The sequence below is a fragment of the Kitasatospora sp. NPDC057512 genome, from assembly GCF_042802135.1.
Classification (GTDB): domain Bacteria; phylum Actinomycetota; class Actinomycetes; order Streptomycetales; family Streptomycetaceae; genus Kitasatospora.
In genome coordinates this window covers 1-11,599 of the sequence record NZ_JBHVET010000211.1, presented here as the reverse complement: position 1 = coordinate 11,599, position 11,599 = coordinate 1, and the positions used below count along the sequence as shown (strand labels likewise).

The 11,599-nt window shown below is 73.5% G+C and carries 12 protein-coding genes; 9 read left to right on the top strand and 3 right to left on the bottom strand.

All coding sequences use genetic code 11. The features are described 5' to 3' along the window. Positions 1-30: 30 nt before the first annotated feature. The gene (locus ACFU6K_RS16370; RefSeq protein ID WP_380663604.1) at positions 31-1,290 is read right to left on the bottom strand and encodes a hypothetical protein; all 1,260 of its coding nucleotides are present in this window, start codon (positions 1,288-1,290) and stop codon (positions 31-33) included. A gap of 426 nt (positions 1,291-1,716) precedes the next feature. Here ACFU6K_RS16370 and ACFU6K_RS16365 point away from each other — a divergent pair, with 426 nt between their 5' ends. The 4 genes from ACFU6K_RS16365 (at position 1,717) to ACFU6K_RS16350 (ending at position 5,787) form a co-directional block, all read left to right on the top strand. Beyond that, a complete protein-coding gene (locus ACFU6K_RS16365; protein WP_380663603.1) occupies positions 1,717-1,938 on the top strand; it encodes a hypothetical protein in 222 nt (73 codons plus the stop codon). A gap of 196 nt (positions 1,939-2,134) precedes the next feature. Then, entirely contained in the window at positions 2,135-3,163 is a 1,029-nt protein-coding gene (locus tag ACFU6K_RS16360; RefSeq protein WP_380663601.1) for a phosphotransferase family protein, read from the top strand. A gap of 6 nt (positions 3,164-3,169) precedes the next feature. Next, complete coding sequence (locus ACFU6K_RS16355; RefSeq protein ID WP_380663600.1) at positions 3,170-4,384, top strand: acyl-CoA dehydrogenase family protein; 1,215 nt, start codon at positions 3,170-3,172, stop codon at positions 4,382-4,384. A 119-nt stretch (positions 4,385-4,503) separates the two neighbouring features. After that, on the top strand, positions 4,504-5,787 hold the full coding sequence (locus ACFU6K_RS16350) for an alpha/beta hydrolase family protein (protein WP_380663598.1): 1,284 nt from the start codon (positions 4,504-4,506) through the stop codon (positions 5,785-5,787). A gap of 35 nt (positions 5,788-5,822) precedes the next feature. Here ACFU6K_RS16350 and ACFU6K_RS16345 read toward each other — a convergent pair whose 3' ends face one another. Then, positions 5,823-6,236 (bottom strand): winged helix-turn-helix transcriptional regulator, encoded by a 414-nt coding sequence (locus ACFU6K_RS16345; protein WP_380663596.1) that lies wholly within the window; start codon positions 6,234-6,236, stop codon positions 5,823-5,825. An 81-nt stretch (positions 6,237-6,317) separates the two neighbouring features. Here ACFU6K_RS16345 and ACFU6K_RS16340 point away from each other — a divergent pair, with 81 nt between their 5' ends. Then, entirely contained in the window at positions 6,318-7,139 is an 822-nt protein-coding gene (locus ACFU6K_RS16340; protein WP_380663595.1) for an NAD(P)H-binding protein, read from the top strand. 8 nt (positions 7,140-7,147) lie between these two features. On the opposite strand, the gene ACFU6K_RS16335 is transcribed toward ACFU6K_RS16340, so the two are convergent. Beyond that, on the bottom strand, positions 7,148-7,906 hold the full coding sequence (locus ACFU6K_RS16335) for an SDR family oxidoreductase (protein WP_380663594.1): 759 nt from the start codon (positions 7,904-7,906) through the stop codon (positions 7,148-7,150). Between the two features lie 190 nt (positions 7,907-8,096). On the opposite strand from ACFU6K_RS16335, the gene ACFU6K_RS16330 reads away from it, so the two are divergent. From ACFU6K_RS16330 to ACFU6K_RS16315, 4 genes are all read left to right on the top strand, one after another. Continuing rightward, positions 8,097-8,723 carry a TetR/AcrR family transcriptional regulator gene (locus tag ACFU6K_RS16330; protein ID WP_380663592.1) on the top strand — a complete coding sequence of 209 codons (627 nt, stop codon included), beginning with the start codon at positions 8,097-8,099 and terminating at the stop codon, positions 8,721-8,723. Positions 8,724-9,065: 342 nt separating this feature from the next. Continuing rightward, a complete protein-coding gene (locus tag ACFU6K_RS16325) occupies positions 9,066-9,365 on the top strand; it encodes an ABC transporter permease (protein ID WP_380663591.1) in 300 nt (99 codons plus the stop codon). Continuing rightward, positions 9,362-10,135, top strand: a complete 774-nt coding sequence (locus ACFU6K_RS16320; protein WP_380663589.1) for a hypothetical protein — start codon at positions 9,362-9,364, stop codon at positions 10,133-10,135. Before ACFU6K_RS16325 ends, ACFU6K_RS16320 begins: the two co-directional genes overlap by 4 nt. Positions 10,136-10,141: 6 nt before the next feature. Beyond that, a complete protein-coding gene (locus ACFU6K_RS16315; RefSeq protein ID WP_380663586.1) occupies positions 10,142-11,545 on the top strand; it encodes a hypothetical protein in 1,404 nt (467 codons plus the stop codon). The last annotated feature ends 54 nt before the right edge of the window (positions 11,546-11,599 follow it).

Below are 11,599 nucleotides of genomic sequence, written 5' to 3'. Positions count from 1 at the left end.
TGAGTGGACCGGTTCGAGGACGGGGTCCGGCTACTTGGCCAGGCGGGACCAGTCGGCCGGTTGGGCGGGGTCGAGTTGGCGGAGCTGGTCGAGGACCTTCGGGTCCTGGGCGTCGAGCCAGTCGGCGACCTGGCGGAAGGAGACGCAGCGGACGCCGTCGCGCTTGCAGACGCCCTTCATCACGTCCTCGATGGCCTGCATGTAGATGCCGCCGTTCCAGGACTCGAAGTGGTTCCCGATGAACAGCGGGGCGCGGCTGCCGTTGTAGACGCGTTCGAAGCCGGCGAGGTAGCTCTCGCGGGTCTCCTTCTCCCAGGTGTCGTACTTCCTGGGGTCGCCGTTGGTGCTGTTCCCGGACTGGTTCGCCAGGAAGTTGAAGTCCATCGAGAGGCTCTGGGTGGACTTGCCGGGCATGGGGAGCAGTTGTAGCGGGAAGTTCCAGACGCCCTCCTTCTTCGTCGGCCAGACCTGGAACTCGCCCGGGGAGCTGGCGTCGTAGCGGAAGCCCGCCGCCTTCTCGGCCGGCAGCAGGTTCTTCTGGCCCTCCAGGCAGGGGGCGCGGCCGCCGACCAGTTCCCTGGTGTAGTCGAAGGGGAGCGGCGGGAGGTCCTTGAAGCCGGTGTTGGTCTTCCAGTTGGTGACGAAGGAGACGGCCTGGTCGAGTTCGCTCTTCCACTCCTCGGTGCTCCACTCGCCGCCGCCCTTGGCGTTGCAGAAGTGCCCGTTGAAGTGGGTGCCGATCTCGTTGCCGTCGAGCCAGGCGAGGCGCAGCTGTTCCAGGGTGTCCTTGATGTGGGGGTCGGTGGCGTAGTCGATGGAGGCGTCGCCGGGCTTGTGCTGCGGTGGCTTGTAGAGCGTGCTCCTGGACTTGGGGAGGACGTAGAGGCCGCTCAGGAAGAAGGTCATCTGGGCGTTGTTCTCGGCGCCGAGTTTGCGGAAGCGGGAGAACTGGCGGTCGTCGCCCTCCAGTGCGCCGTCCCAGGAGAAGACGACGAACTGCGGTGGCTTCTCCCCGGGCTTGAGCTTCTCCGGCACGGGCTGCTTGGGCTGCGGGCCGGTGTCGGAGGTGGAGCCGTCGCCGAGCACCTTGACCTGGCCGTCCCAGGTGGGGGTGGGGGCGGGCGGCGGCGGGGCGGGGGCCTCGGTGGTGGTGCTCGGGACGGGGTTGGGCGGGGTGGTGCCGGTGGTGGCCGTGGGTCTGCTCGGTGTGCCGGAGCATCCCGTCGCCAGGGCGGAGGCCCCGAGGACCCCCATCGCCAGCAGGATGGCCGAGCCGCGAGCAGTCCGCACGGGACCCCATTTCTCTGATCTTCGATCAGGAGCTGTTCGGAAGATGATCGATGAATGTGATCATCAGAACACTTTTGATCGACCTCTGTCGAGGCAGGGCCGATGCCGCTGCGGCGGGGGTGGGTTCGGTGAGCAACTCCCTTGTGCCACACGGGGGATGGTGCGCCGATCGGCCCCCGGTGGAGGGCCCCGGCGGCCGGGAGGGCGCGGGGCGATCGTCGCGGCCACGGCAACGGCCACGGCCGCCGACGGGTTCAGTGACTGATCGGGTGTCACACGGTTTCGGCCAAGTTCATGGCATGGGCATGGCGCGCCGTGTCCAGCCGTTCCGGCCCCGGTTAGGGTCGCTCCAGCTCAACGAACCTCCGGCGCCCCACGGCCCTCGTGACGGCGCCCCGTCGACCTGCCCGATTGGACCGGTGCGCCATGAACAGGACCTACCACCGCCCGCTGGACCGTCCCTCGACCACGACCGTCCGCAGCCGGCTCGCCGCCGCGGCGGGGGCGGCCGCGGTGGCCGCCTGCGTGCTCACCGGCGTCGCGGTCGCCGCCGCCGGTGCCGCGACCGCCGCTCCCGCCTCGGTCCCCAAGCCCGCCGTCACCGTCTACGGCGTGGCCGGCGCCACCCCGGCCGCCGCACCCCGCTAGACGCGGCCCCCCCGGCGCGCCCGGGCGGCGGTTCGTCCGAACCTCCGCCCGGGCGCCGGCGTTCCCGCCGGGGTTCCCGCCAGGGTCCCAGGTCGGGGTCCTCGGCCGGGGTCCGCGGCATTGACAGGGGACATCCTTGGGCTGAATGCTAAGCAAGCGCTTAGTCAATGAGGATCCACCCCCGAGGAGCCGCCCGATGGCCGAGACCCCCGTCGACCCGCCCGGCCTGGACCTGGCCCGCCTCCGGTCCCGTCTGGAGCGCGAGCTGCCCGGCCTCCTCCAGGGGCCGCTGCGGGCCGACCTCATCGAAGGGGGCCGCTCGAACCTGACGTACGTCCTGAGCGACGGCGCGTCCCGCTGGGTCCTCCGGCGCCCGCCGCTCGGGCACGTCCTCGCCACCGCGCACGACATGGGCCGCGAGTACCGGGTGATGACGGCGCTGCGCGACACCGGGGTGCCCGTGCCCCGGACGCTCCTGCTCGACCCGGACACCGAGACCCTCGGCGCCCCCTGGTACCTCATGGAGTACGTCCCCGGCACCGCCCACCGGGACGTCGCCCCGCTCGCCGCCCTCGGCGAGCGGCGGGTGCACGCGCTCGGACAGCGGCTGGTCGACACCCTCGCCACCCTGCACCGGATCGACCCCGCCGCCGTCGGCCTCGCCGACTTCGGCCGGCCCGAGGGCTACCTGGAGCGCCAGCTGCGCCGCTGGTCCAAGCAGTTGGCCGCCTCCCGCAGCCGCGACCTGCCCGACCTCGACCGCCTGCACGCCAGGCTCGCCGAGCGCCTGCCGGTCTCGCCCGCGCCCGCGCTCGTGCACGGCGACTACCGCCTCGACAACGTCCTGGTCGACGACGCCGACACCATCACGGCCGTCCTGGACTGGGAGATGTCCACCCTCGGCGACCCGCTCACCGACATCGGCCTCCTGGTGATGTACACCGAACTCGCGGGTGTCGGCGGCGGCATCATCCCCTCCGCCATGACCGCCCCCGGCTTCCCGAAGGCCGACGAGATCGTCTCCCGCTACGCCGACGCGACCGGCCGCCGCGCGGAGGACCTCGACTGGTACGTCGCCTTCGCCTCGTTCAAGCTGGCCGCCGTCGCCGAGGGCATCCACTACCGCTTCCGGCAGGGCCGCACCCTGGGCGCCGGCTTCGAGCGCGCCGGTGAGATGGCCCCGATCCTCGCCCGGCACGGCCTGAGCACCCTCAAGGAGAGCTGAGAACCGATGGACTTCGCCTACGACGCCCGGACCGAAGAACTCCGCGAGCAGCTGCTCGCCTTCATGGACGAGCACGTGTACCCCGCCGAGCCCGTCCTCGCCGCCCAGCTCGCCGACCCCGGCCGCGACCGCTGGGCGGTCCCCCCGGTCATCGCCGAGCTCCAGGCCGCGGCCCGCGAGCAGAAGCTCTGGAACCTCTTCCTGCCAGGTGAGCTCGGCGCCGGCCTCACCAACCTCCAGTACGCCCCGCTCGCCGAAATCACCGGCCGCAGCATCCAGTTGGCCCCGCCCGCGCTCAACTGCGCGGCGCCCGACACCGGCAACATGGAGCTGCTCGCCCAGTTCGGCAGCGCCGAGCAGCGCGAGCGCTGGCTGCGCCCCCTCCTCGACGGCGGGATTCGCTCGGCCTTCGCGATGACCGAGCCCGAGGTCGCCTCCTCGGACGCCACCAACATCGCCACCCGGATCGAGCGGGACGGCGACGAGTACGTGGTCAACGGCCGCAAGTGGTACATCACCGGGGCGATGAACCCCGACTGCCGGATCCTCATCGTGATGGGCAAGACCGATCCGGCCGCCGAGCCGCACCGCCGGCAGAGCATGCTGCTCGTCCCGCGCGACACCCCGGGCGTGACCGTCCGGCGCGGCATGACGGTGTTCGGCTACGACGACGCCGACCACGGCGGCCACGCCGAGGTGCTGTTCGAGGACGTCCGCGTCCCGGTGGAGAACCTGATCGGCGAGGAGGGTACGGGCTTCGCCATCGCCCAGGCCCGGCTCGGCCCCGGCCGGATCCACCACTGCATGCGGGCCATCGGCATCGCCGAGCGGGCGCTGGAGCTGATGTGCCGTCGGGCCGACGAGCGGGTGGCCTTCGGGAAGCCGCTGGCCGAGCAGGGCGTGGTGCAGGACTGGATCGCCGAGTCCCGGGTGCGGATCGAGCAGCTGCGGCTGCTGGTGCTGAAGACCGCCTGGCTGATGGACACCGTCGGCAACCGGGGGGCGCACACCGAGATCCAGGCGATCAAGATCGCCACCCCGCGCACCGTCGAGTGGATCCTGGACAAGGCCGTCCAGGCGCACGGCGCGGCGGGCGTCAGCCAGGACACCCCGCTGGCCCAGCTCTGGGCCGGCAACCGCACCCTGCGGCTGGCCGACGGCCCGGACGAGGTGCACAAGCGCTCGCTGGCCCGGAGGGAACTGCGGCGGCACCGGCGCTGACCCGTAGGGGTGTGATACCCGGGTATTCCGGGGCTTGTCGGCCCCAGGTATGACGGCGGCGGCCCGTTCCCGACCGTAGTGTCCTGCGTGTTCGATCGATCGGAACACGGAGGGACACCATGGGAATTCCGGGACGGGCGGTGGCGGCGGTGGTGCTGGCGGCGGCGGCGGCGGTGGGCACGATCGGTACGGCCGCGGGGGCGGTCCTGCCGCCGCCGGGGGAAACGAGTCCCGGGCGGCAGGCCCGGGCCTGGCTGCCGGAGCCCAGCGGGCCGTACCCGATCGGGACCACCGCCGTGCACCTCACCGACACCGCGCGGGAGGACCCCTGGCACCCCGGGCAGCGGCGCGAGCTGATGATCAGCCTCTGGTACCCGACCTCCCGGCCGGCCGCCGGCGACGACCGGGCCCCGTACATGGAGCCCGCCGCCGGGCGGCACTTCGACGGCCCGGACGGCGTCGGCCTGCTCAACTACGGCACCACGCCCGGCCGCACCGACTGGTCGGCCATCCGCACCCACGCCCGCCGGGACGCCCCGGCGCTGCCCGGCGGCCCGCGCCCGGTGGTGCTGTACTCGCCCGGCCTCGGCGACCCGCGCACCTGGGGGACGGCGCTGGTCGAGGACCTCGCCTCGCGCGGCTACCTGGTCGTCACCGTCGACCACACCTACGAGGCCTCCGAAGTCGCCTTCCCCGGCGGCGACCTGGCCCCCTCGGTGTTCCCCGGCATGCTCGGGCAGTCCGGCCTGGACATCGGCGCGGTGCTGCGCAAGGCGATGGACACCCGGGTGGCCGACACCCGCTTCGTACTGGACCAGCTCGCCGCGCTCGGCGAGCGGCCGGGCCTGCCCGCCGGGGTCGCCGGGGCCCTCGACCTCGGCCGGATCGGCATGGTCGGCCAGTCGGCGGGCGGCTTCACCGCGCTCCAGACCATGCACGACGACCCGCGGATCGCGGCCGGGATCAACATGGACGGCCAGATGCACTTCCCCGGCCCCGACGGCCACACCGGTGTCTTCCTGCCCAGCGTCGCCGAGGACGGCCTCGACCGGCCGTTCCTGCTGATGGGCACCGGCAGCAAGGACTCCGGCGGCTACCGCGACCAGCCCGGCTGGAACGCCCTGTGGCGGCACAGCACCGGCTGGCACGCCGACGTCACCCTCGCCGGCTCCCGGCACGGCTCGTACACCGACGCCCAGCCGCTGCTGCCGCAGCTCGCCCGGCAGGGCGTGCTCGGCGCCGACCAGCTGCGCAAGGACGTCGGCGACATCCGCCCGGGCCGGGCCGAACTCGCCACCCGCAGCTACGTCGCGTCCTTCTTCGACCGCTGGCTGCGCGGCCAGGACGACCACCTGCTGGACGGGCCCTCGGCGCGCTTCCCGGAGATGGCGTACGAGCGGTAGCCGGGCCCGCGGGACGGGAACCGCTCGTACGGGGGTCAGCGGATCCCGGAGCCCGGGTTGGCCCCGTCCCATCGCTGCCGGGAGTCGACGATCGCGTCGTGGTGGTCGTACGACCAGTCCGTCATCGCCCGCACCAGGTGGGTCAGGCTGTGGCCGAGCGGCGTCAGCTCGTACTCCACCTGCGGCGGGACGGTCGGGTGGACGGTCCGCGAGACCATGCCGTCCCGCTCCAGGCGGCGCACGGTCAGGGTGAGCATCCGCTGCGAGATGCCCGGCAGCGCGCGCTGCAGCTCGCGGAACCGCCGTACGCCCTGGGCGAGTTCGACGACGGTGAGGACAGACCACTTGTCGCCGAGGCGGTCCAGCAGGTCGCGGATCCCGCAGTCCACGCCGTCCTCGCACCAGACCACCGGGCGGGGGGTGGTTACCGCGGTGTGCCCTGCTGACATGGAAGTGCCTCCTTACGCCGGACGCCCAGGCTACCGAGGATGGTCGCGAAGCCGACGACCGATCATCCCTGGAGGAACCCCATGCTGCTCGTCACCGGAGTCAACGGAGGCCTGGGCGCGCTCGTGCTGGAGCGGCTCGCCGGGCGGGAGGGCGTCGTCGCGGGCTCGCGCACGCCGCGGCGGGTGCCGGAGGGCGTCCCGGCCCGGCTGGTGGACTTCGACCGGCCGCAGACGCTGGCGGAGGCCTTCACCGGCGTGCGGACCCTGCTGCTGATCTCGGCCGGCGCCGCCGAGGACGACGTGGTGGTCGCCCGGCACGGCGCCGCGATCGAGGCGGCGGAGCGGGCGGGCGTCGAGCACGTGGTCTACACCAGCCTCTCCGGCGACGGCGACCACCTGCCCTACGCCCTCGCCCACCGCTGGACCGAGCGGCGGCTGCGCGCGTCCGCCACCCTGCGCTGGACGGTGCTGCGCAACGGCCTGTACGCCGAGTTCCTGGGCGCGATCGCCGCCCCCGGCCCGGACGGGGTGATCAGCGCCCCGCTGGGCGACGGGCGGCTCGCGGCGGTGGCCCGGGCGGACCTCGCCGAGGCGGCGGCGAACGTCGCCCTGGCGCCCGGCGGGCACGTCGGCCGGACGTACGAGCTGGTGGGGGAGCGGGCGGTGGGCGGGGCGGAGGTGGCCGAGGCGCTCGGCGCCGCGTACCGGCCGGGACGGCTGACGGACGCCCGGGCGGCGGTGGCGGCCTCGGACGCGCGGGACTTCCAGGTGCCGATGGTGGTGGGCACCTACTCGGCGATCGCCCACGGCTTCCTCGCCGGCCCGGGCGGGCCGGGCGACCTCGCGGCCCTGCTCGGCCGCGCGCCCCGCCCGGCCCTGGAGGTCATCGCCGAGGGGCGGTGACCTCCGGGTCACATGCCGCCGCCCAGGGTGACCCCGCCGTCCACGACCAGGGTCTGGCCGGTGATCCAGCCGGCGTCGGGGGAGAGCAGGAAGGCGACGGCGCCGGCGATGTCCTCGGGGACGCCGAGGCGGCCGAGGGGGTAGGCCTTGGCGACCTTCTCCTCGCGGCCCTCGTACAGGGCCTCGGCGAACCTGGTCTTGACCACGGCGGGGGCGACGGCGTTGACCCGGATGCCCTGGGGGCCCAGCTCGGCGGCGAGTTCGGTGGTGAGCCGGATCAGCGCGGCCTTGCTGACGCCGTACATGCCGATCCCGAGCGAGGAGCGGATCCCCGCGATGGAGGCGACGTTGACGACCGAGCCGCCGTGCTCGCCCATCCACGCGGCGTGCGCGCGGCGGGTCCAGGCCAGCGGGGCCAGCACGTTGACGGCGAGGATCTTGGCGGCGGCGGCCTCGTCGGTGTCGAGGACCGGCCCGTAGACCGGGTTGATGCCGGTGTTGTTGACCAGGTGGTCGAGCCGGCCGAAGGCCTCCAGGGTGCGGGCGACGGTCTCCTCCTGGTGCGCCGGGTCGTCGGCCTTGCCCGCGACGGCGATCGCGTTCTCCGGGCCGCCCAGGTCGCGGACGGCCTCGGCCAGCGGTTCCGGGTTGCGGGCGGTGAGGCAGACCCTGGCGCCGCGGTCGACCAGTTCGCGCGCGATGCCGAGGCCGATGCCCCGGCTCGATCCGGTGACGACGGCCACCCGGCCCTTGAAGGAGTGCACCACGGAGCGTCCTGCCTTTCGTGTGGGATCCCTGCTATCGACTGACTAAGCGCTTGCTCAGCATGCGGTCGGTGCGGGAGGCTGTCAACAGTCCGCCGACCGCTTGCCCGTCGCACCCCGGCCCGGGCCGGGGGTCGGGCCGAGGGGCGGCCGGCGCGAAAGCCTGTACGAGTTTCTCTGGGAGGATGACGCCATGACCAGCACCCCGCTCGCCGACCTCTGGCCGACCCTGCCCGGCGCCGACGCCCGCCCCGAAGCGGCGTACCGGCTGCTCCAGGCCGCCGTCGAGTCGTTCGCGGAGCGCGGCTTCCACGCCACCACGACCCGGGACATCGCCACGGCGGCGGGGATGAGTCCGGCCGCGCTGTACATCCACTACCAGTCGAAGGCCGCGCTGCTGGCCGAGATCAGCCGGGCCGGGCACGCCGCCACGCTGACCCTGGTCCGGGGCGCGGCGGCCGGCCAGGGCGGACCGGCCGAGCGGATGCGGGGGCTGGTCGAGCAGTTCACCGCCTGGCACGCCCGGGCCCGGATGGTCGGCCGGGTGGTCAACTACGAGCTGCACGCGCTGCCCGAGGACGCCTACGCGGTGGTCGCGGCGCTGCGGTTGGACATCGAGCGCGAGGTCAGCGCGCTGATCGAGGCGGGCGTGGCGGCGGGGGAGTTCCAGGTGGCGGAGGTGCGGACGGCGGCCCGCGCGGTCACCTCGCTGGGCATCGACGTCTCCCGCTGGTACACCGACAACTCCTCCGAGGCGCCGGAGGAGCTCGGGCGCCGCTACGGGGAGCTGGTGCTGCGGATGCTCGGCGCCCGGGTCTGAGCCGTCCCGCGGAGGTCCCGCTCTTGACCTGCTCACGGAGTGCGAGCAGACTCGTATACGAAGTACGTGTGCCTCGTAGGCGTACAGCGTAGAGACGGCCGGGCACGCAGGGTGACACCGTGAGCCCCTCCTCCCCGCGCACTCCCACCGCGGCTCCGACACCGCGGATCGAAGCAACCACCTCCCACGGCGACCACGCCCCCGACCGGCGGCGCCGAACGGGAGCGACCCCCCGACCCGGGCCGGCCCGGCCGGGCCGTGCCGCCGCCCCGAGGCGGCACGGCAACGGCGCGCGCTGCGTCGCGGCGCGGCCCGGGCGGTAGGAGAAGGGGAGGTGCAGTGATGCCCCTCCGGCAAGCACATCCGGTCCGGCCCCGCTTCTGGCTGGAGACGGCCCTCGGCGGACTGTCCGGACTGCTGTTCCTGGCCACCCTGGTGTGGCCGCAGTGGATCGAGACGCTCCTCGGCGTCGACCCGGACGCCGGCAGCGGCGCGGCGGAGTGGCTGGTGGTCGCGCTCGCGGCCGCCGTCACCGCCGCCTGCCTGCTCGGCGCGCGGATCGAGTGGCACCGGGCGCACCCGTCCTCGGTCCGCGCCGCGCCGTGCGGTGACGGTGGAGACGGTGAAGGAGGACCGTCATGACTGACGTATCACACGGTGTCGCCCCCGAGCGGCTGACCGAACTCGTCCGGCAGGCTCCCTTGAGCTTCGTGGGCACGGTCACCCGGGTCGGTGGCACCTCGCTCGCCGCCTTCCCGGCCGACGCCCGCGACGAGCGGACCACCGTGGTCAAGGTGGCCGAGGTGCTGCACGCGCCCAAGGCCTTCCGGCAGCTCGCGGGCAGCGAGGTCACCGTCCAACTGGCCCCCGACGGCGACCTGTTGGTCGTCGGTGACACGAGGGCGTTCTTCGTCCGGGGCCTTGTCTACGGCGAGGGCCTCGGCCTGGCCGAGGTGGCCCGGCTGCCGGCCGAGGCCGTCCAGGGGCACGTCTCGCTCGCCGCCACCACCGCCGACGAGATGCCGTTCTCCTCGGTGCAGCGCGCGATCCGCGACCAGGACATCGCCGCGCACGCCGGGACGGCGGACGCCGTGGTGCTCGCCACCGTGGCCGGCCTGGAGGACCTCGGCCTGCCGGCGCACTCCGAGCACGACCCGCTCTGGTGGCGCGCCGCGCTCGACGTCGCGCACGTCGAGGCCGGCCCGGTCGGCACCGGACGGATCGGCGTCCTCTACCCGAGCAGCGAGGACATGCGCTGGCACCGGGTACCGAAGCCGAAGGCCGGACAGCTGGGCCTGTGGCTGCTGCACGCCACCTCGGGCGACATCGCCGAGCAGGCGCCCTACCAGCTGCTCCACCCCGACGACTACCAGCCGGCGCAGAAGCTCGCCGTGCTGCGCGAAGGGAGGTGAGCGGACATGCCCACCATCAAGGTCGTCGACATCACGCCCAAGGCGCAGAGCGGGGACGCGAACCAGGACTGCGAGCCCAATCTCGCGGTGAACCCGGAGAACCCGCTGGAGATGGTCGCGACCGCCTTCACCCCCGACCCGCTGAACGGGCCGTTCGCCCCGGTCTACGTCTCGACGGACGGCGGGGACACCTGGGTGCTGAAGTCGATCGTCCCGGGCAACGACGGGATCGGCGGCACCGGTGACATCAGCGTCGGCTTCGCCGCGCACGGCGGCAGGCTCTACACCGGCATCCTCAACGGCACGACCAGTGACCTGGAGATCCTGCGCAAGACGGACGTCACCGCGCCGGGGCCGATGGAAGTCCTGGTGGACGTGCCCGTGCGGGCCATCCCGGACCAGCCCTGGGTGGTCACCGGCCCGGCGAGCGCGAACGGCGGCGGCCGGGACGTCGTCTACGTCGGCAACAACGTCACCACCCGGGGGGCCGGCTCCGCCACGGTGACGGTCTCCGCCGACGCGAGCACCGGCACGGGGGGCTTCAGTGACGTCAAGGTCGACCAGCGCCCCGGCGCGAAGTCGAACGGGCCGCCGGTCCGGCTCGCCGCGCACGCCGACGGGACGGTCTACGGCGCCTTCGAGAGCTACAACAGCATCGTCCAGGACGCCGCGGACCCGAAGCCCGCCTTCTTCGTCAACCTCGACGTGGTGGTGACCAGGGACGACAGGGGCGGCCTCGGCCCGAAACCCTTCGAGGACCTGCGGGACGCGGCCGACGGCGCCGTCGGCCAGCGGGTGGTCAGCCACCGGGCGCTGGAGTTCAAGATTCGGGAGGCGACCCTGGGGCAGGAGCGCACCGGCGCGGACCTGTCGATCGCGGTCGACCCCACGGACTCCGCCAGCGTGTGGGTCGCCTGGTGCGACGTGACCGGCGGACTCCTCCCGACCGACTACGTGCTGCACGTCCGGCACTCCACCGACCGGGGGCAGACCTGGGCCCAGGCGCACCAGGACCTCGTCGACGCCAAGAACCCCTCGCTGGCGATCACCTCCGACGGGCTGGTCGGACTGGTCTACCAGCAGCTCGCCCACGGCCAGTGGTCGACGGTGCTGGAGCTGTCCTCGGACGGCTTCAAGACCGCGGAGAGCACCGTCCTGCACCAGGCTCCGGGCGACGTCCCCGTGTCGTCGGGCGTGCCGTACCTGGGCGACTACATCCGGATGCTCGCGGTCGGGAAGGACTTCTACGGCATCTTCGCCGGCAACAACACGCCCGACCGGGCGAACTTCCCGGTGGGCGTGACGTACCAGCGCAACGCCAACTTCACCACCCACCAGCTGCTCAGCTCGGACGGGGTCACCCGGGTGCCGCCGTCCATCGACCCGTTCTTCTTCCACCGGGCCGCCTGAGCACGCACCCCCGCACCCCCGCACCCAGGGCGCCCGCCACGACCGGTCGTGGCG

Bases quoted from the DNA above. Each gene is read 5' to 3' on its own strand.
- ACFU6K_RS16365 (WP_380663603.1), top strand. From the start codon at position 1,717: ATGAACAGGACCTACCACCGCCCGCTGGACCGTCCCTCGACCACGACC.
- ACFU6K_RS16360 (WP_380663601.1), top strand. From the start codon at position 2,135: ATGGCCGAGACCCCCGTCGACCCGCCCGGCCTGGACCTGGCCCGCCTC.
- ACFU6K_RS16355 (WP_380663600.1), top strand. From the start codon at position 3,170: ATGGACTTCGCCTACGACGCCCGGACCGAAGAACTCCGCGAGCAGCTG.
- ACFU6K_RS16350 (WP_380663598.1), top strand. From the start codon at position 4,504: ATGGGAATTCCGGGACGGGCGGTGGCGGCGGTGGTGCTGGCGGCGGCG.
- ACFU6K_RS16345 (WP_380663596.1), bottom strand. From the start codon at position 6,236: ATGTCAGCAGGGCACACCGCGGTAACCACCCCCCGCCCGGTGGTCTGG.
- ACFU6K_RS16340 (WP_380663595.1), top strand. From the start codon at position 6,318: ATGCTGCTCGTCACCGGAGTCAACGGAGGCCTGGGCGCGCTCGTGCTG.
- ACFU6K_RS16330 (WP_380663592.1), top strand. From the start codon at position 8,097: ATGACCAGCACCCCGCTCGCCGACCTCTGGCCGACCCTGCCCGGCGCC.
- ACFU6K_RS16325 (WP_380663591.1), top strand. From the start codon at position 9,066: ATGCCCCTCCGGCAAGCACATCCGGTCCGGCCCCGCTTCTGGCTGGAG.
- ACFU6K_RS16320 (WP_380663589.1), top strand. From the start codon at position 9,362: ATGACTGACGTATCACACGGTGTCGCCCCCGAGCGGCTGACCGAACTC.
- ACFU6K_RS16315 (WP_380663586.1), top strand. From the start codon at position 10,142: ATGCCCACCATCAAGGTCGTCGACATCACGCCCAAGGCGCAGAGCGGG.